This window comes from Roseococcus sp., from assembly GCF_965227005.1.
Classification (GTDB): domain Bacteria; phylum Pseudomonadota; class Alphaproteobacteria; order Acetobacterales; family Acetobacteraceae; genus Roseococcus.
Map to the genome: position 1 here is coordinate 87,378 of NZ_CBDDFJ010000036.1, position 17,832 is coordinate 105,209.

Sequence of the window (17,832 nt, forward strand, 5' to 3'; positions counted from 1 at the left end):
CTAATGAGCGCCGAAAAGCCGCGCACCCTGTTCGACAAGATCTGGGCGCATCACGTTGTCGACACGCTGCCTGATGGCACCGCGCTGCTCTATATCGATCGCCACCTCGTGCACGAGGTGACGAGCCCGCAGGCCTTTGAGGGCCTTCGCGTGGCCGGTCGTCCGGTGCATCGCCCGGATGCGACCATCGCCGTCGTCGACCACAACATCGCGACCGACAGCAGCCGCCGCACGGGCATTCTCGATCCCGAGAGCCGCCTCCAGGTCGAGACGCTGGAACACAACGTCGTCGAGTTCGGCGTGCCCTATATCCCGCTGCTCGATGCGCGGCAGGGCATCGTGCACGTGATCGGTCCGGAGCTCGGCCTCTCGTTGCCCGGCATGACGATCGTCTGCGGCGATAGCCACACCTCGACGCATGGCGCCATGGGCGCGCTTTCCTTCGGCATTGGCACCAGCGAGGTCGAGCATGTGCTCGCCACGCAGACCCTGCTGCAGAAGCCCGCGAAGAACATGCGCGCGACGGTCGACGGCAAGCTGCCGCTCGGCTGCTCGGCAAAGGACATCGTGCTGGCCATCATCGGCAAGATCGGCACGGCGGGCGGCACGGGTCATGTGATCGAATTCGCCGGCGAGGCCATCCGCGCGCTCGACATGGCCGGCCGCATGACGGTCTGCAACATGAGCATCGAGGCTGGCGCGCGCGCCGGCATGGTGGCGCCCGACCAAACCACCTTCGACTATGTGAAGGGCCGGCCGCATGCGCCGCAGGGTGAGGCCTTCGACCGCGCGGTCGCCTGGTGGTCCACGCTGCCGAGCGATGCAGGCGCGCATTTCGACAAGGAAGTCTCCCTCCGCGCCGAGGACATCGTGCCCATGGTTACCTGGGGCACGAGCCCCGAGGACGTGGCGCCCATCACCGCGCTGGTGCCCAATCCCGAAGACGCCGCGGATGAGACGCGTCGCGCCCAGCTGCAGCGGATGGTGGAGTATATGGGCCTGACGCCCGGCCAGAAGCTGACTGACCTCAAGGTGGACGTCGTCTTCATTGGCAGCTGCACCAACAGCCGCATCGAGGACATGCGCGCGGCCGCCGCCATCGCCAAGGGCCGCCATGTGGCCGAGGGCGTGCGCGCCATGGTCGTGCCCGGCTCCGGTCTCGTGAAGCTGCAGGCAGAGGAGGAGGGTCTCGATCGCGTCTTCCTCGATGCGGGCTTCGAGTGGCGTGAGGCGGGCTGTTCGATGTGCCTCGGCATGAACCCGGACAAGCTGACGCCGGGGCAGCGTTCTGCCAGCACCTCGAACCGCAATTTCGAAGGACGGCAGGGGCCGGGCGGTCGTACGCACCTGCTCTCGCCGGCGATGGCCGCCGCAGCCGCGTTGGCGGGTCATCTGGCTGATGTCCGCGATTGGCAACCCGTAGGGAGCGCTTGATCCATGAAGGCCTTCACAACCCTCACTGGTGTCGCGGCACCGCTGCCCGCGGCGAATATCGATACCGACAAGATCATCCCGGCGCGCTTTCTCAAGACGATCGCGCGCACGGGGCTCGGCAAGCATCTCTTCGCGAACATGCGTTTCAACGAGGATGGCTCCGAGAAGCCGGACTTCGTGCTGAACCAGCCCGCCTATCGCAACTCCGAGATCCTCATTGCCTACGAGAATTTCGGCTGCGGCAGCTCGCGTGAGCATGCGCCCTGGGCACTGTTGGATTTCGGCATCCGCTGCGTGATCGCGCCGGATTTTGCCGACATCTTCCACAACAACAGCTTCAAGAACGGCATCCTGCCCATCCGTCTGCCGCGCGAGATCTGCGAGAAGCTGATGGACGATGCGAAGCTGGGCGGCAACGCCCGCCTCACGGTGGATCTGGAGCGCTCGGTCGTGGTGCGCCCGAACGGCGAGGAGATCCCCTTTGAGATCGATGCCTTCCGTCGCCACTGCCTGCTGAACGGCCTCGACGACATCGGCCAGACCATGCAGCACAAGCCCGCCATCGACAGCTTCGAGGCGCGCCAGCGCGCCGCGCAGCCCTGGCTCTACGCCTGAAAGATCCCTGATGTCCGCGAACAAGAAGCTGCTGGTCCTGCCGGGTGACGGCATCGGGCCCGAAGTCATGGGCGAAGTGCGCCGCGTGATCGACTGGATGGAGCGCCGCCGCCGCGCGAGCTTCCAGATCGAGGAAGGCCTCGTTGGCGGCGCGGCCCTCGATGCCGAGGGCACGCCTTGCCCCGATAAGACGGTCGAGGCCGCGCGCCAGGCCGATGCCGTGCTGTTCGGCAGCGTGGGTGGCCCGAAGTGGGACAGCCTGCCCTTCGATCAGCGTCCTGAGCTCGGCATCCTGCGTCTGCGCAAGGATCTCGGCCTCTTCGCGAATCTGCGCCCGGCCATCGTGCTGGATCCGCTCGTGGATGCGTCATCGCTGAAGGCGGAGGTCGTTCGCGGCCTGGACATCATCATCGTCCGGGAGAGCACGGGCGGCATTTATTTCGGCGAGCCGCGTGGCGTGCACATCGATTCGAACGGCAAGCGCGTTGGCGTCGACACCGAGGTCTACTCGGAAGACGAGATTGCGCGTGTTGCTCGCGTTGCCTTCGACCTGGCCCGCAAGCGCCGCAACAGGGTGACGAGCACCGAGAAGGCCAATGTCATGCAGACCGGCCGCCTTTGGCGCGCGGTGGTCAGCGAAGTGCACAAGGCCGAGTTCCCGGACGTGGAGCTCGAGCACATGTACGCCGACAACGCGGCCATGCAGCTCTGCTCGCGGCCCAAGCAGTTCGACGTGATTCTCGCATCCAACCTTTTCGGCGATGTGCTGAGCGATCTGGCGGCCGCTTTGACGGGCTCCTTGGGCATGCTGCCCTCGGCCACGCTGGGCGCCGTCGGCGCCGATGGAAAGCGCTATGCGCTCTACGAGCCGATCCATGGTTCGGCACCGGACATCGCGGGCAAGGGCATCGCCAATCCCTGCGCGCAGATTCTCTCCTTCGCGATGCTGCTGCGCTGGTCCTTCGGAATGGAAGAGGACGCGAAGCTTATCGAGCGCGCCGTGGAGCAGGTTCTCGCTGGCGGCCTGCGCACGGCCGACATCATGCAGCCCGGCATGGCCCGTATCAGCACGGCCGTGATGGGCGAGAGCGTGGTGCGTGAGCTGGATAAGCTAAACGCCTGACAACATTCTGCGATTAATCGTTGGTGGGGGGGGGTTGCGTCCTGCGATCCAGAGCGGTATCTCCCCGCTCACCAGCAAGCACCCGTAGCTCAATGGATAGAGCACCAGACTACGAATCTGGGGGTTGGAGGTTCGAGTCCTTCCGGGTGCGCCATGGTTTCCGCGACATTCAGCGAGTTCGTTTCGAAATACTCCGTAAGCGGTTTTCGCCTGCGGACTCTAAGCGGACTCTGTCGCGATCTCCTAATCTTCCCGGCCTTCTAGGACGGCATGCCTCTTTCTCGCGGGCGCGCCTTCCCTTCGACCTCGGGCCTGAAATTCCACCCGAGCAAAAAAAAACCTCTGCGTGAGACCCATAGCGGTCAGGGCCCCTTGAGATCCTAGAGATTTGCCCCCCCCGGGTGCTGGGCCGATCATCGGGCCTGGCCGGTCCACTCATGAACCTGGTTGAACTCGTATCCTGAACCTGGGACTGGTTTGGGCGGGCGCCTTTGCCCGCCGTATTGGGTCTGACCCCTGGGAGGACCTGCGGCTCGCGCGGCCGCGTCTCCGGCCGGACGGTGAGCGAGCCCGAGCGCCTCATCTGCCGGCCCATCTCGCCTCGCCGAACGCAGCGCCGCGGGCCGTCCTGTGCCGTGTGGCGACGTCCCGGGCGGTCCGGGACCGTCATCCCAGGGCCTCTTTTCTTCCTCCCCTTTACCCAAACCTCTTCTCTCCTTCACACCTTCTCACTTCATTGATATCATTGGATAATCCGTTCTCGCCGGCTTCTCACCTGCCGCCGGCCTTCTCACCATCGGGCGCCCGGTGAGAGGCCGGGACCGACGGCGCGCCATCTGCACGCCCTTGGCCCCAAGCCGGACGCGTCGCCTCCGACCGACTCGTCTCGCATCACAACGTCCTGGGTCGTCCCGGACCGTCACGCTGAAGGCGCTTCCGTCCTCCCCTCTACCCAACCCCTTCTCCCCTTCTCACATTCTCACCTCATTGAAATTGTTGAATAACCCCTTCTCACCAGCTTCTCACCCGAACGCGGCTTTCTCACCCTCGGGCCCGGACGGCTCCGAACGGGATGATGGACTCGTGGTGAGAAGCGCCGAGGGCGCGGGACGTGCGCGTGCATGGAAGCCAGCGCGACCTCCCGGCTCCGTTCACACGCTCATGCGGTCATAGGGAGTGGGCACCGCGGCAGCGGCGCCATGGCGCGTCGGTCGCTGCGCGGACGGGGGCTATTCGGCGGCCTCGGCCAAGCCGTCGCTGTCGCCGCTCATGATGGAGCCGAGGACCTCGTAGACGGCGACGCCGCGGGGAAAGCCCGGCGGCTTGGCCGTGCGGGTGGTGCCAGTTGGGCCTGGCCGGAGAAAGCCCCTGGCGGTGAGGTGGCGGGCGGCAGCGCCGGCATCGAGGCCGGCCATGACCTCGCGAAAGCCTTCGGCCGTGAAGAGCCAGCGGTAGAAGCCGCCGCCATGGACCTGCGCATCGCCCTGCCAGCGCTTCCAGCCCAGGCGCTTGTGGACAGGGCGGCCCTCGGCCGGCGGATCGGAAGCGGTGGGCACGTCGGCGTGATTCTCGGATCTGTCCCGCCAGAGTTCAAAGCGCGACTGGCCGTCGGCAGCGATGCATGTGCGGATGCGGGCCACGGCCTCCATGTCCTCGCGGGCGCCGGCGCTGCCGCGGGCCTCCAGCCAGGCGCGAAAGCAGGCCCCGGCCGCGGCCCAGGCCTCGCCCTCGGACCAACCGGTGACACCCGCCTGTGTAGCGAGCTCGCCGCCGAGGCCGATGATGGCAAAGCGTCGCGCGACGCTGCGCACTTGGCCGTCGGCACCCGCTGGCAGGAACTCCCCCAGGAAGTCGAGCACGCGGGGCCTGAGTGTGTCGGGCGCCCAGGTGGCGTCGGCGTTCACCTGCGGCAGCAGCCACCGCAGGAAGGCCGGCCCGGCGGTGCCGTGCTGCAGGCGCATGAGCCCGTCCAGCATCTCGGCGAAGGCGGCGGGCGTGGCGGCGCCGTGCAGCGTCTCGAAGGCGCCCAGCCCCTTGCCGGCATCGGCGGGCAGATCCACCAGGCGCACCTCCTGGCCGGCCACGGTGCGCTGGCCAGCCTCGGCCATGACGTCGCCGATGCGCTTCTCGCCGGTGCTGAGCAGCAGCAGCCGCCAGGTGAGCGAGGGCTTGGCGCGTCCCTCGCGCTGGGCGCGGCCTTTGCCGATGCCGTTGGCCAGCATGTAGGCGACCTCGCCGAGCTCGCGCGGCTCGACCTGGCCGATCTCGTCGAGGGGCAGGAGCACGTCGTTGTGCTCGGCCGCCGTGGCCTCCAGCGCATTGCCGGTGGCGCGCCAGCTGCGCGCGAAGGGCGTGTGGCCGCGCGGCGCACCCCAGACGCTGGCAGCGGCGTAGAGGGCGGTGCTCTTGCCGCGGCGGGACTGGCCGTGCAGGTGCACGCCGCCGCCGGTCTCGCCGAGCAGGGTGAGGAGCGGTCCCGCGAAGGCGCAGCAGACGGCGAGGACGAGGATGCGGTTGCCGGCGCAGCGGCCGGCGACGTCGCGGCGCCAGTCTTCGATCGTGCCGGCGCTGCGGTAGATGGCGGGCGGGGTGGACGGGAGCTCGAGGCGGACGGTCTCGCCGTCGAGCTCGCCCATGGCCTCGTGCGGCAGGACAAAGACCGCGGCCTCGCTCGTGCTGAAATGCCAGCCGACGCGCGGGACCGTGCGGACGCGGTGGGTTGGGCGCTGCTGGGCGAGGAACTCCACGAAGGCGGCGCGCGCGGCGGGGCTGGGGGCGAGGTAGAGGCCGCCGCCGGCGAGCCGCGCGCGCGCGTCGGCGGCCTCGCCGGCGATCATGGATCGGGGCAGCACCCATTCGTGGGGATGGCCGTCGCGGTCGCGCCACTGCAACAGCAGGCCCCATCCCTCGTTCTCGCCGTCGCGGGTCTCGGCCAGGATGTCGAAGCGCCCCGACACCAAATAGGAGCCGCGCGGCTTGCCCTCCTTGTCGTAGGCGACACGGCAGAGCCCCTCGGTGGTCATCTCGAAGCCGCCGACCTCGGTGCCGCGCCAGAGGCCACCGCCGGTGGTGCGCGAGCCCGTGGAGCGAGCGCCAGCGGGGGTAGCGCCGGCCAGGGCCTCGCGCATCAGCGCCTTGTTGGGAGGCTTTTGCGGTGATTCGCCGCCGGAAACCTGGGTCAAGCTTGGTGATCCTCGGCGGTGAGGGCGTCGTTGAAGTCCTTGCCGACGGGTGAGCGGGCGATGCGGATCTCGCGGTCCTCGGCGGCGAGGGATTCCACAGCGCGGGCCAGGGCGGCGGCGGCGGGCGAGCCGGGCGGATCGTTGTCGGCGGCGACGGTGATGCGCGTGACGGCGGCAGGCAAACGAACGCGGCCGATGTTGCTGAGCGAGACGGCGGCGAGGACGCGCAGCTCGGGCGCGGCCAGGGCGATGGAGAGGCCGGTCTCGAGGCCCTCGGCGAGGACAACCTCGGCGCCGGGCTCGGCGTCGCGCAGAGGCGTGCCGTCCTGGCCGCGCCAGAGCGGCACGAAGCCGCCGGCGAAGCTGCCGAGGACCTTCTTGGGCGCGGCGAGCGGCGCCTTACGCCAGCTGCCAGCGTCCTGCTGCAGGTAGGTGCGATGCGTGGCGAGGTGCGCGCCATCCGCATCGGTGACGGCGGCGAGCAGGGCAGGCAGCGGGGCGCTGGCCTCGGCGCACCAGCAGCGCGGGTGAAAGCGCAGCGCGGCGGGGATGCGGCCGAGCTCGCGCAGGTCGATGCCGCGGGTAGCGAGGTAGAGGGAGGCGGGGCATTCGCCGGTAAGCGCCATCGCCTCCCGGAAGAGCGTGAGCGCCTTGCGGCGGCGCGCGGTCGCCTCGGCGTCCAGGGCGGCGCGGGGCTGTGACGGCTCGGGCGGAGGCGTGCGGGGTGTCGGCGCAATCTCGCTCGGCGCCTCGCCGGGCGGCGTGTAGCCGAGCCGTCGCAGGCCCCAACGCCAGGCAGCGCCCTTGTCGCCGGCAAAGAGCACGGCGGCCGCCAGGTCCAGCGCATCGCCGCTGGCGCCGCCGGCGAAGTCGGCCCAGAGGCCGGCGCGCGCGCCCGAGATGCAGATGGACAGCGAGGCGCCGACCTCCCCGTGCAGGCTGCCCACGACCATCTCCCGGCCGTTCCGCCGGGCGGCGGGCAGGAGCTCGGCGACGAGCCCGGCCATGTCGCTGGCTAGCAGGTGCGCGACCTCCGACGCCGACGGGAGAGACGATCGAGGCGTCACGCGGTCGGCTCGAGGAAAGGGCGCGGCTGTACGGTCGGAGACGGCGCAGGCGCGGGGGACGTCGGCGGGCCGTGATCGATCGGCAGGTCGCGGACCTTCCAGACGACCGGCACGCCGGCCATGGCGCGCAGGGCGCGGTCCCAGGCGGGCCACCAGTTCCGGCCGGCCAGGATTGTCCGCTGCAGCTCGTCGAGCCGGTCGATGGCCTTACCGGCGGGCGACAACGAGCCCCGTCCCTGCATCATCGGCGCGAGGCGTTGGGACAGGAGGTCGATGCCCCAGGCCGCCGGAAGGGTCGTCCAGCGATAGATGCCGACCTCGGCCTTGCGTTCGATCCAACGCCATTCGGCGCCGCTCCCCAAGGTGCTCCGGGCGGTGCAGGCGTTGACCGCCGTGGCGGCGATCGCGAGATCCTCCGCGGCGGACGGCAGGCGGTGCGAGAGCGCGGCGGCGGCCCTGGCGCAGGCGTCCGACGCAGGCTCGTCGAGGACGTCGAGCACGTAGGGGTGAGGCAGCCGAAAGCCGATCGCGGCCAAGTCGCCGAAATCGAACTCCTGCAGCACGTCCGAGCCGCGCGGGGGAAAGGGATGGGCGGGGAAGCGCGTCACGACCGCGCCTCCCGGGCGGTGGCGGCCGTCTCGGCGCTGGTGCTGGCGAAGGTGCGGCTGGCGATCCACCCCTCCAGCGCCCGTCTGGAGTAGCCGATGCGACCGGGCGTGAGACGAACGTAGGGAGCCCCGCCACCCTCCAAGCGGAGCCGCTGCAAAGTACGGGTGGAGAGCCCAGTGGCCTCGGCGGCCTGCGATTCGTTGAGGATCACATCGGGCACCGATGCAGAACCGCGCCCATCCGGCGCGGCGAGCATGGTGGTAGAGAGGAGCAGGCAGCGCATTGCGGTCGATCCTTGTGAAGCCCGATGGGACAATCCCCCTCGGGTTCCGCAAGGCATCGCCGAAGAGCGACAGGCTCCGCATCCGACAACCCCCGGAAACCACGGAAACCGCGCCCTACCTCAAATCCAGATCCCTCATAATGTCGGCCAAGGTCGACGGCGCGGGCTCCTCGCCGGCAAATCCGGTCGCTATGTCGCGGACAAGGTTGCGCAAGTCTGCCTGGTCGGAGGGGAGGCCGTCGGGGGTGTTGGCGATCTCGCGAAGCCGGTTGTTGATCCGCATCCGATCGAATTTCTGCGGCCTACCTCCTCGGTTCTCGCTTCTGCCCGACAGCTCGGCCGGGCGCTGTGACGCCTGGACGGCGAACGGTGTAGGCGCCGGTAGAGAACGGACTGCTTCCGTAGCTGGAATCGCTTCGACCAAGATGGCTTCTAGGCGGAACACCCTGCCCCCGGGCCGCTTAATAACAATGGTGCCGTCCTGGATATCGGCTCTGATGAAAGTGTTTGAAGCGATGCGATCCGGCGCGTAATGCCGCGGCAGAATGATCCTGTCCGCACCCAACGGCGCATCGAAATCACCGCCCGTGATCCGAAGATCCACCCGAGCGAAGATGGCACACAGAAGGTCGGGGGCAACGCGACCTAAGGCCTTCCTGGGTATGTCTGAGTTCCATGCCAGCCAATCCAACTCGGGTAAGAGAGCGAAAGATGCTTGCAGCAAATCCCACCCTTCAGCGGGCGGGACAGGCGGAACACGCCAGAACATCAAATCACCATAGCTTCGGCCGTCGAATTCGGCCGATGCCTCCGCGGCCTCCGCGCGAAGATCGCCCCCGCTCTCCCAATCCACCGGCCTAAATGTAAAGTATGGGCCCGCACCAGCCCCTCTCTCCACGCCGGCGCAAAGCACGGACCCGCCGCGCAATTTACGGTGCAGATCCGCTAGAAGGGCTTCAAACTTGGGGCGCTCAAAATATGCGCGACGCCCTGGGTCAGTGAGGGCGCTTCTCAAGGCCTCTTGCGGCAAACTCACCATCGGTGTGGCCAAGGCCTTGCGCCAGGCATGGAGCAGTCCCGGATCGGTCAGGGTCTCCAATGCAACATGGAACGGCACCCCGCGTGGGTCCGGTGGCGCGTCTGCATCCATCGCTCGCGCCTCACGTCGCGGCATTCTCCTCACGGGGCAGGACGCTGCGGCCGGCGGGGCGTGAGGACCCCGCACTCGCTGGCCGGCGTGGCCGCAGCGGGCCGGATTATAGCGGTCTCCAAGCCGACGCGCCACGCGCAACGAACGGGTGAGCCGGTGCGCGCTCATGGCGATGTCTCCCCGAGCACGTCCCGCGCGAGCGAGTGCGCCAGGCTCGCTTGAGGCGCGTCGAGAGGGATGGTCGCGGCACCCGGCTGCGTCTCAATCGCGCCGAGCAGGGCGCGCGCTTTGGCCCGGCGTCCATGAACCGTCGCAGCGGACAGGGCCGCGGCCTGGTTCAGCAGGGCCGAAATCTCGCCGCGCAGATCCTCGCGGGCGCGGGCCTGCAGGACCGCCGCCCCGCGCAGCAGGGTCAGCAGCTCGATGTCCGACCCCACCGGCGCCTCGTCCAGGCCCAGCCGCGACAGGTCGTGCAGCGCCGCGCGCGCGAGCACCATCAGCCGCGGCACCTCCGGCACCAGCCGCAGCGCGACCTCGGCGGTGGCCCGCCGCCGGCATACGTCAGAAGACGTATCAGCTCGCCGTCGTCACCGGCGGTGCCGGCAACGGCCCTGGACATCGGAACGGCCAATCCGGCGAAAACCCGGAGCGCCGCACGGCGGCCGGTTCCGCTCATGTCAGGAACTCCGGCCGGAGGGGGCTCCACCGCAGGAGCGGCCGCAGCTCGGGCGTGAGACGCCAGAGGTCGTGCAGGGCTCGTGGCGATCTTGCCCTCGGCCTCGCCAGGTCCGCCGCGCAGCGCCTGCAGGACGAGGGCAAGCTTGGCGAGGATGTCCTGCGGACCCTCGGCCGGCAGGGCGGCCAGGACGAAAGCGGCGACCTCCCATTCGGCGTAGGCCGCCCGCACGGCGGCGTCCGCAGCGGCTTCGTCCTCGCCGCCCTCGGCGCGCGAAAACAGGATGCAGGCCACCCCCTCGGCCTCGTAGAGCGCCGCGATGCGCTGCGCCTGGCGCAGGATGGGCGAGGGCCCCGGCGCTGCGCCGACGAGTGGCAGGACGGCCGCGAGAGCGCCGGCCCCGCCGAGCCCCCTGCGCGAAACTGTGGTATCTCGAGAATCAGCCATGATCCGGGCTCCCAAAGCGCTCGGGTTGAGGTCAGGCCGGGTGGGGTGCTGGTAACACTCCGCTCGGCCGTTTCAGTTATTGTTCCAACATCGGAACACGGATACGATATGTCCGCGTTGCTGAGAGCGCAAGAACTTCGTAACAGGATTACGATGCTGCCCGTTCAATCACGCATGGCGCGAGCTGCCTTGGGCTGGGGGGTTCGCGACCTCGCTTCTGCTGCGAAGGTGTCGCCGGACACTATCGCCAGGCTGGAGCGTGGAGAGACGCTCTATGCGCGAACGATCGATGCGATCCGGGCTGCCTTGGAAGTCGCCGGCGTCGAGTTCATCGCGGAGAACGGCGGCGGGCCGGGCGTGCGGCTGAGGAAAGCAACGACATAGTTTGATCGTGTTGGCCTCCAGCGTTGCGCGCCTGATCCACGGGCGCGAGACCAACTTCGCGAAGCGAGGACCGCTATGCGCCCATGTCGGCCGTTCAATACGCTCACGCCTGCAACCGAAAGCGGCACTTCAATCTGTGCAAGTCGAATTGCGACTACCGCCCTAAGCGGCATTGCTGGAGCTCGACGGCGCCATTGGCGCAAAACTCGTCGACCCACGACGTGACCTGCTAGAGCGGGCTCCGACCTGACTGAATCACGAAAGTCCTTCCCCGACGCGGCGCGGATCTGATTCAGGCTGTCCGTCGGGAGGGGGCCTACAGACATGTCGAAGGCGCTGTCGGTGGATCTTTGGGAACGTGTCGTCGCGGCGATCGAGGCAGGATCCTCGTGCCGGGCAGCCGCTTCACGCTTCGGCGTCGGCATATCGAGCGCGATCCGCTGGGCGTCCTTGAAGCGTGCGGTGGGTTCGGTGGCGCCGGGGCCACTTGGCGGGGATCGCCGCTCGGGGCGGGTCGAGGCGCATGCACCGCTGATCCTCGGTCTGCTGGAGCGGACGCCAGACATTACGCTGAGCGAGTTGCGCGCGGAATTGGCGGAGGCCGGTGTGCCGGTTGGCATCGCCACGCTGTGGCAGTTCTTCGCACGGCGGCGGATCACGCTGAAAAAAAGTCGGCACTCGCGGCAGAAGAGCAGCGCCCTGACATCCTGACGCGGCGCTGGGAATGGTTCGAGGGGCAGCTCGATCTCGACCCGGACCGCCTGGTGTTCATCGACGAGACCTGGGCCTCGACCAACATGGCCCGCACCCGCGGCCGGGCACCGCGCGGCGAGCGCCTGCGCGTTGCCATCCCGCACGGCCACTGGAAGACGACGACCTTCGTCGCCGACCTGCGCAACTCCGGCATGGTCGCGCCGATGGTGCTCGATGGACCGATCAATGGCGTGACCTTCCAGGCCTATGTGGATCAAGTGCTCGCTCCCGACCCGCGTCCTGGAGACATCGTCATCATGGATAATCTGGGCAGCCATAAGCGGCCCGGCATTCGCAGCGCCATCGAAGCTGCCGGCGCGAGCCTGCTCTACCTGCCGCCCTACAGCCCCGACTTCAATCCCATCGAAAACGCCTTTGCCAAGCTCAAGGCCCTGCTGCGCAAAGCCGCCGGGCGCACCGTTGACGGCCTGTGGAATGCCATCGGCCGCATCAGCGATGCTCTTCTCGCCCGTAGAGTGCGCCAACTACTTCAGCGCAGCAGGGTATGACCCAGACTGATCGAAAAGTACTCTAATAGGCTGCTGAAAAACTCGCTGGCGAACCGCTGCCATCAAAATGAGCGGGCTTTCTGACTCGTAGACGGCAGCGTCGCGAAGCATTTGTTCGCGATGGCCGTCTGCGAGGAGGCGATATGTCTCGTGGAAAGTGGTGCGACAGTTTTTCAGCAGCCTGCTAAGCCGCGTCAAGACAAAGATACCGTAGCTGACAGTGGACGCTTACGGTCATCCGGGAAAATAAGCCAGCGCGCCGTAATCAACCAGTGGAAGCCGTCAACCCACCATCGACGACGAGTTCCGTTGCGGTCACATATTTCGCCTCGTCAGAAGCAAGGAACAGCGCGGCATGGGCCACGTCCCATCCTTCGCCCATCTGGCCGACGGGAACGGCGGCGTTGCGCTTCGCCACGAACCCCTCCAGGTCGCCGCTCGCAAATTGCTCGGCGAGCTTGGCCACCAGCGGCGTGTACATGAGACCTGGCAACACGCAGTTCATGCGGATGCCGCGTGGAGCATAGGTGATGGCGGTGGTCTTGCTGAAATGGATCAGCCCCGCCTTGGCCGCCGAATAGGCCGCCTGGGGCTTGCCCGTGTAGCGAATGCCCGCCGTGGAGGCGATGCTGACCACGGCTCCCTTTCCCTGCTTCTGCATGATCGGCAGCACCGCGTGGCAGCAGAGGAATGCGCTTTTAAGGTTGATGGAGAGCTGGCTGTCCCACAGCGCCTCGTCCATCTCACCCGGGATGGCGGGTTCGGACTTGCCGACATTGTTCACCAGCACGTCGATGCGGCCGAAGCGCGCCATGCAGGCTTCGACCAGCCGCGCCACCTCGGCGGAATCCGTGACGTCGCCCGTCGCAATCTCGCAGGTGCCGCCCTCGCTTTGGATGATCGCCTGCGTCTCCCGCGCCGCCGCCTCGTTGAGGTCCACGCCGAAGATGCGCGCCCCTTGGCGCGCAAAGAGCACCGCGATCGACTTGCCATTGCCCCAGCCGGGGCCGACCGAGCCACAGCCGGTCAGGAAGACCACCTTATCCGTCAGTTTGAACATACGCTCACTCGATCTCGATGTTGGCGGCGCGGATGACGGGGCCCCAGAGCGCCGCCTCCTCCGCGATGAAGCGCGTCGCGCGCTCGGGCGTGGAATCCGTCACGGGCACGAAGGCGATGGCCTCCAGCGCGCGGGCAATTTCGGGCTTGGACATGGCCGCGCGCGCGGCAGCGGCCAGGCGCTCCAGCCGGTCCGGCGGCGTGCCGGGCGGCGCGGCCAGGTAGTTGGCGATGCGGGTCACGACGTCGAGTCCACTCTCGCGCGCGGTCGGCACCTCGGGCACCACCGCGGCGCGCTGCTCGCCGAGGACGGAGATGATCCGCAGCCTCCCGTCGCGGTGCTGCGGCAGCAGCGTCGTGAAAGCGTCCACGGCGAAGGTGATCGTGCCGGAGACAAGATCCTGGGTCAGCGGCCCCGAGCCTCGGTAGGGCACGTGCACCACATCCAGGTTGCCGGCGCGTATCCGCAGCAACTCCGTCGAGAGGTGCGGGGCGCCGCCGATGCCCGAGCTGCCATAGCTGATCCGGCCCGGCTGGGCGCGGATCAGCGCAATCAGCTCGGCCAGGCTGTTCACGCCAAGGCGTGGGTGGACCGCCAGGGCGAGCGGCGTGATGCCGAGGATGGCGATGTGGGAAAACCCCGTCACGGGATCGAAGGGCGGCACGCGACGTGTGAGGGGGCCGGTGATCCCGGCCGTCGGGCTTTGAAAGATCAACGTGTACCCGTCCGGTCGGGCGCGATGCACCTCGCCCGAGCCGATGAGACCGCCCGCCCCGCCGCGGTTGTCGATGACCACGGATTGGCCGAGCGCCTGCCCGAAGGGCTCGGCAAACATGCGCCCAAAAATGTCCGTGTTTCCACCTGGCGGGAAAGGCACCACCAAGCGGATGCTAGAACTGGGGAAAGGCGCTTGCGCATAAGCGGGGGCGGCCAGCAGTCCAAGGCCGGCGGCAGCGCGCAGGATCTGGCGCTTTTTCATGGCTTTTTCCTCTTCACCCTCTCACTGGGGCAAAGATAGCCAACGTCGCGCGGCCGGGGCTGTCAATGTGAGGGTGCGGCGGCCCAGTGGCTTGCCTTCAGGTTCTATGCATGCCCCAGCGCGCAGCTACTGGGAGAAGAATCGTCGCACGCTCAATGTGATCGCGCGCAAGAGCGGGTTCGTCACCGGTGCGGCCGCCATGACCGGCTACCACTCCGTCGAGCCGCATACCGGCATCGCCGCGACATCGACTTCGGCACAGGGGCTGTTTGACGCGGTCACAGACTGGATCGTCGCCAACGGCCGCGAACCTGGCTCGCTTCCAGATCCGGAAGGTCGCTGAGATTGGCGAACGCTCGGGGACCGAGCGAGCGCGGCGCGGATAAGCGCCTGCTTTGGAGCGGTTCTATCCTGAAAGCTGCCGGTCCGCTGTCGGCCACATCCCGCCGGGCCGCGCTGCGCCCGTATCGACATTTGTAAAGCTCCGTTTCGACTACACAGCTGGCGCCACCAGCTTCGCAACACATGCAATGTGCTCAATCACTTATTCTCGGCGACCATCACCAATAAGAGCGAACGATGCCCAGTAAAATGGATGGCCGTAGTTCACGCCACCGCTGACAATTGGGATGATTTCCAGCTGTGCCTGTTGCAAGGCCTGAGCGCTACCCACCGGTCTCTGCCCAGCGGCGGGAGCGGCATGGGTAATGGTAAGCATGCGAACCATCAATACCGTTGCAGCGACATCGCTTGCCAACCAATGCGAGGCGACGAGGCCCCGCGCGCCGGCAATGAAGAAGGCGCGAGCCAGCCCTGACAGCGCCTCCGCGGATTGCTCGGAACCACCCGCCACGCCCGGCCCGGCCGTGTTGCAGGCCGATAGGATGACGAGGTCCGCATTCATCTTCAGCTGCGTGATGGCGCTGGCGCCCAGGAAGGCGCCCGCGGCATTCGCCGAATTCGGCGGGTTCGACAACATGATGGACGGCTCGGTCAGGCAGGAGAGGTCTCCTGGAAGCAGGCCGTGCGTCGCGAAATGGACGATCCTGTATTCGTCCAGGGAGGTGCGCCGCACGCTCTCGGCGGTAAAGTCCATCGCCAGGCGCTGCACCGCGCCCGAGCCCATGGCATCGGCCGAGAGCTGGATCTCCCGCCGGAAGCCCGGAAGGCTCCCCAGGGAAGCGGCGGCACGGGCGTCCGTTCCACATCGGCCCGGCGGGAAGCTGCGCTCGAGCTGCAGCAAACTGGCCGGCCGGAAATCGCCGAAGCCGATATAGCCGCGCGGCGCGTCGCTGCCGGGCGACCGGCCTCGCAGGGTCATGAGGGCCTGGACCGAAGGCGCATGCACGATGGCATGCTGGCGGATGAGCCAGGGCGCCCGCCCCAGATTGCCATCGGGAACGGGCCCGGTCAGAAGCATTCCGAAGGGCAGCCCCAGGAGCGGCCCGTCGGGAACCACGACGAGGCTTTGCGCCCCGTCGAGCAACGCATCCAGCGGCCGCAGAAGCTTGTCGTACAGCTCACGCGCCGCCGCCTCATCGAAGGGCAGCAGCCCGCCGCCTGGCTGAGGCCCGGCGTCGACCGAGGATCGCGCGGCCCGGATCAGCTGCGCGACCTGAGTCTCCGTTACCTCCAGCCGGACGGCCTGAAGCGGTCGGCCGCGGCGCAGCCCGATGGCATAGCTGAAGCGCGGGCCCAATGTGATCTGGACCAGGGCCTCGTTCGCTCCCAGTCGTTCAAGGACGGTCGGCGCATCGATCTGCGTGTCGCGCAGTTGGAGGTATTCCGGCGCGGCGGCCGCGATGTCGCTTTCGGCCTCCTCGCGCGCCGCGCGGCGCGCGCGGATGCGCCCGTCCAGGTCGCCCGCGTCGCGGCCCGAGGAAATGAGGCTGTCCCGCTCCGCCAGCAGCGCGTTCACCTCGACGTCGAGGTCCTGGCGCCGGCGGATGGCGTCAGCCACTCGCTCGTTGCCGCCTGACGCTCCCAGGCGGGCGCTGGTCTGGTTCAGGAAGCGGGCGGTCTCGCTGCGTTGGGAAAGCTGAATCGCGCCGAAAGCCTCCGCGGCCAAGGCTTCCGCCTGGGCTGGATTGTCGCGCACCATCGCGACGAGCGTGTCGACGAAGGGCAGGATATCGGCCGGACCGAGCCCGATCCGTCGTTCCCGCAGGATCGCGGCCGCGCGCCGGAAGACGGCCAGCGCCTCGGCCTTCTGTCCCAAGGCCAGGAATTCCCGCCCGGAGAGGAAGAGCGTCGTGGCGACCGGCCTCTCCCCCGGAAGACTGGCCGAGAGTCGCTCGCCCGCCGAGCGGAAGCGCTCCGCCGAGACCCCTTCGCCATCCGCGCGGACCAGCGCCATGCCCTCGGCCCGCAGGGTGCGCCCCGCGAGGATGCCCGGGGCGAGGCCGGCATTGCGCAGCACGGTCTGGCCGCGGGCCATCATCGCCGAGGCCTTGTCCGGGTCCCCCAGCCGCGATGCGACGACGGAGCCGTAGCGCACCGTTTCCGCCATGCCGAGGATCGCCGAATAGACCTGCGGCTCGATGACCTCGCCAAAGACCGGCTGCTGCGCCCTAGAAGCGAGGAGCCGCGCGGGCACCGCCGCGCGGTATTCCGCCTCCGCCGCATCCAGTTGCTCCGCGGCCTCGCGCAGTCGGGAGCGGTTCAGCTCGTGCATCCCCCGGTATTGGTGCAGGCGGGCCGAGGCGGTGCGGTCGGCGGAGGCCGCGGCCATCGCGGCCGCCCGCTCGAACAGCCGGTCCGCCTCCTGGAAGCGCCGCTGGTTCGAAAGGTTGATCGCAATGTGCATGAGGGGCGTCGCGAGATTGGGATTCGAGTCCGAGCGCAGCACCGCAATGCGGGCCGCCAGCGCCTGGCGATAGACGTCCTCGGCCCCGGCGAAGTTCTCGGTCTGGTTCAGGTCGCGCCCCAGCAGCAGCAGGCGGTCGTACTGCGCCTCGTCCGCCGCGCCAACCTGGTCCGCCGCCAGCCGCGAGACCGCGAGTTGCACCGCCTCGGAACGCGCGATCCGAGCGGAATCGCCGGCCGGCGCGGGCTGCCCGGTCACCATGCGCTCGATGACCGGCAAGGTGGCGGGGAGTCCGTCGGCGACGACTATCCCGTCCCGCCCCCGCACCACGAGGCCCATATGGGCGGAGCCGTTGGACCGGCGGGTGCAGGCCAGCAGCCGCGCCGGGGCATTCCCCAGGATGGTGGTGTTCTGCGGCGCCTCGCATTGGAAGCGCTGCTCGATCCATTCCCGCCAGCGCCCGGAGGTAGCGAGCTGGTCCAGATCTCCCGGCTCGCGCAACGTGTAGATGCGGGCCGAAGGCTGCGTCCAGCCGCCGCAGAACACCTCCTCGGCATGGGCGAGCGGGAGCCCCAGGCTGCCGCCCCCGGCGCGCTGCGCGACGCAAGCCTCGTTGCGCTGGTTACGCCCGACCGGCAGGCTTTCTGTCCCCGAGCCCCGGGCGGAACTCGCATAGGCTTCCGGCGGCGGGCCGGCGCAGCCGGCCTGGAGGAGGGCGGCCAGGACGGCGGAGAGGGTCAGGAGGTGGCGCAAGC

General features: G+C 68.5%; 15 protein-coding genes, 1 tRNA gene and 1 pseudogene. 7 read left to right on the forward strand and 10 right to left on the reverse strand.

Annotated features, from left to right (window positions below; genetic code table 11):
* Window positions 1-3: 3 nt before the first annotated feature.
* The 4 genes from leuC (at window position 4) to ACO057_RS17850 (ending at window position 3,326) form a co-directional block, all read left to right on the forward strand.
* The gene (gene leuC, locus ACO057_RS17835) at window positions 4-1,434 is read left to right on the forward strand and encodes a 3-isopropylmalate dehydratase large subunit (protein WP_421993956.1); all 1,431 of its coding nucleotides are present in this window, start codon (window positions 4-6) and stop codon (window positions 1,432-1,434) included.
* A 3-nt stretch (window positions 1,435-1,437) separates the two neighbouring features.
* On the forward strand, window positions 1,438-2,049 hold the full coding sequence (gene leuD, locus ACO057_RS17840; protein ID WP_421993957.1) for a 3-isopropylmalate dehydratase small subunit: 612 nt from the start codon (window positions 1,438-1,440) through the stop codon (window positions 2,047-2,049).
* A 10-nt stretch (window positions 2,050-2,059) separates the two neighbouring features.
* A complete protein-coding gene (gene leuB, locus ACO057_RS17845; RefSeq protein ID WP_421993958.1) occupies window positions 2,060-3,172 on the forward strand; it encodes a 3-isopropylmalate dehydrogenase in 1,113 nt (370 codons plus the stop codon).
* A gap of 78 nt (window positions 3,173-3,250) precedes the next feature.
* Window positions 3,251-3,326: transfer RNA gene (locus tag ACO057_RS17850), tRNA-Arg, on the forward strand.
* Window positions 3,327-4,401: 1,075 nt separating this feature from the next.
* Here the strand turns inward: ACO057_RS17850 and ACO057_RS17855 are convergent.
* From ACO057_RS17855 to ACO057_RS17885, 7 genes are all read right to left on the reverse strand, one after another.
* Entirely contained in the window at window positions 4,402-6,354 is a 1,953-nt protein-coding gene (locus tag ACO057_RS17855) for a DUF927 domain-containing protein (protein ID WP_421993959.1), read from the reverse strand.
* On the reverse strand, window positions 6,351-7,361 hold the full coding sequence (locus tag ACO057_RS17860; protein ID WP_421993960.1) for a DUF7146 domain-containing protein: 1,011 nt from the start codon (window positions 7,359-7,361) through the stop codon (window positions 6,351-6,353). Before ACO057_RS17860 ends, ACO057_RS17855 begins: the two co-directional genes overlap by 4 nt.
* Window positions 7,362-7,417: 56 nt before the next feature.
* Window positions 7,418-8,029 (reverse strand): hypothetical protein, encoded by a 612-nt coding sequence (locus tag ACO057_RS17865; RefSeq protein WP_421993961.1) that lies wholly within the window; start codon window positions 8,027-8,029, stop codon window positions 7,418-7,420.
* Window positions 8,026-8,313 (reverse strand): helix-turn-helix transcriptional regulator, encoded by a 288-nt coding sequence (locus ACO057_RS17870; protein WP_421993962.1) that lies wholly within the window; start codon window positions 8,311-8,313, stop codon window positions 8,026-8,028. The genes ACO057_RS17865 and ACO057_RS17870 overlap by 4 nt, the downstream gene beginning before the upstream one ends.
* Window positions 8,314-8,428: 115 nt before the next feature.
* On the reverse strand, window positions 8,429-9,463 hold the full coding sequence (locus ACO057_RS17875) for a hypothetical protein (protein ID WP_421993963.1): 1,035 nt from the start codon (window positions 9,461-9,463) through the stop codon (window positions 8,429-8,431).
* 164 nt (window positions 9,464-9,627) lie between these two features.
* Window positions 9,628-9,960 (reverse strand): hypothetical protein, encoded by a 333-nt coding sequence (locus ACO057_RS17880; RefSeq protein ID WP_421993964.1) that lies wholly within the window; start codon window positions 9,958-9,960, stop codon window positions 9,628-9,630.
* Window positions 9,960-10,586: a hypothetical protein gene (locus ACO057_RS17885; protein WP_421993965.1), complete on the reverse strand. Its 627-nt coding sequence runs from the start codon at window positions 10,584-10,586 to the stop codon at window positions 9,960-9,962. The genes ACO057_RS17880 and ACO057_RS17885 overlap by 1 nt, the downstream gene beginning before the upstream one ends.
* Window positions 10,587-10,760: 174 nt before the next feature.
* Between ACO057_RS17885 and ACO057_RS17890 the strand changes: the two genes are divergently transcribed.
* The gene (locus ACO057_RS17890; RefSeq protein WP_421994631.1) at window positions 10,761-10,970 is read left to right on the forward strand and encodes a helix-turn-helix domain-containing protein; all 210 of its coding nucleotides are present in this window, start codon (window positions 10,761-10,763) and stop codon (window positions 10,968-10,970) included.
* 324 nt (window positions 10,971-11,294) lie between these two features.
* Window positions 11,295-12,242: pseudogene (locus ACO057_RS17895) on the forward strand (IS630 family transposase).
* A 255-nt stretch (window positions 12,243-12,497) separates the two neighbouring features.
* Here the strand turns inward: ACO057_RS17895 and ACO057_RS17900 are convergent.
* Together ACO057_RS17900 and ACO057_RS17905 are read right to left on the reverse strand one after the other, a co-directional pair.
* A complete protein-coding gene (locus tag ACO057_RS17900) occupies window positions 12,498-13,292 on the reverse strand; it encodes an SDR family NAD(P)-dependent oxidoreductase (protein ID WP_421993966.1) in 795 nt (264 codons plus the stop codon).
* 4 nt (window positions 13,293-13,296) lie between these two features.
* Complete coding sequence (locus ACO057_RS17905) at window positions 13,297-14,127, reverse strand: Bug family tripartite tricarboxylate transporter substrate binding protein (RefSeq protein WP_421993967.1); 831 nt, start codon at window positions 14,125-14,127, stop codon at window positions 13,297-13,299.
* Window positions 14,128-14,377: 250 nt separating this feature from the next.
* Between ACO057_RS17905 and ACO057_RS17910 the strand changes: the two genes are divergently transcribed.
* The gene (locus ACO057_RS17910) at window positions 14,378-14,614 is read left to right on the forward strand and encodes a hypothetical protein (RefSeq protein ID WP_421993968.1); all 237 of its coding nucleotides are present in this window, start codon (window positions 14,378-14,380) and stop codon (window positions 14,612-14,614) included.
* A gap of 201 nt (window positions 14,615-14,815) precedes the next feature.
* Here ACO057_RS17910 and ACO057_RS17915 read toward each other — a convergent pair whose 3' ends face one another.
* Entirely contained in the window at window positions 14,816-17,830 is a 3,015-nt protein-coding gene (locus tag ACO057_RS17915) for a CHAT domain-containing protein (protein ID WP_421993969.1), read from the reverse strand.
* Window positions 17,831-17,832 lie beyond the last annotated feature (2 nt).

Coding starts and splice junctions, on each gene's coding strand:
- leuC (WP_421993956.1), top strand. CDS start 4: ATGAGCGCCGAAAAGCCGCGCACCCTGTTCGACAAGATCTGGGCGCAT.
- leuD (WP_421993957.1), top strand. CDS start 1,438: ATGAAGGCCTTCACAACCCTCACTGGTGTCGCGGCACCGCTGCCCGCG.
- leuB (WP_421993958.1), top strand. CDS start 2,060: ATGTCCGCGAACAAGAAGCTGCTGGTCCTGCCGGGTGACGGCATCGGG.
- ACO057_RS17860 (WP_421993960.1), bottom strand. CDS start 7,361: ATGGCCGGGCTCGTCGCCGAGCTCCTGCCCGCCGCCCGGCGGAACGGC.
- ACO057_RS17870 (WP_421993962.1), bottom strand. CDS start 8,313: ATGCGCTGCCTGCTCCTCTCTACCACCATGCTCGCCGCGCCGGATGGG.
- ACO057_RS17875 (WP_421993963.1), bottom strand. CDS start 9,463: ATGGATGCAGACGCGCCACCGGACCCACGCGGGGTGCCGTTCCATGTT.
- ACO057_RS17880 (WP_421993964.1), bottom strand. CDS start 9,960: ATGGTGCTCGCGCGCGCGGCGCTGCACGACCTGTCGCGGCTGGGCCTG.
- ACO057_RS17885 (WP_421993965.1), bottom strand. CDS start 10,586: ATGGCTGATTCTCGAGATACCACAGTTTCGCGCAGGGGGCTCGGCGGG.
- ACO057_RS17890 (WP_421994631.1), top strand. CDS start 10,761: ATGGCGCGAGCTGCCTTGGGCTGGGGGGTTCGCGACCTCGCTTCTGCT.
- ACO057_RS17900 (WP_421993966.1), bottom strand. CDS start 13,292: ATGTTCAAACTGACGGATAAGGTGGTCTTCCTGACCGGCTGTGGCTCG.
- ACO057_RS17905 (WP_421993967.1), bottom strand. CDS start 14,127: ATGTTTGCCGAGCCCTTCGGGCAGGCGCTCGGCCAATCCGTGGTCATC.
- ACO057_RS17910 (WP_421993968.1), top strand. CDS start 14,378: ATGCATGCCCCAGCGCGCAGCTACTGGGAGAAGAATCGTCGCACGCTC.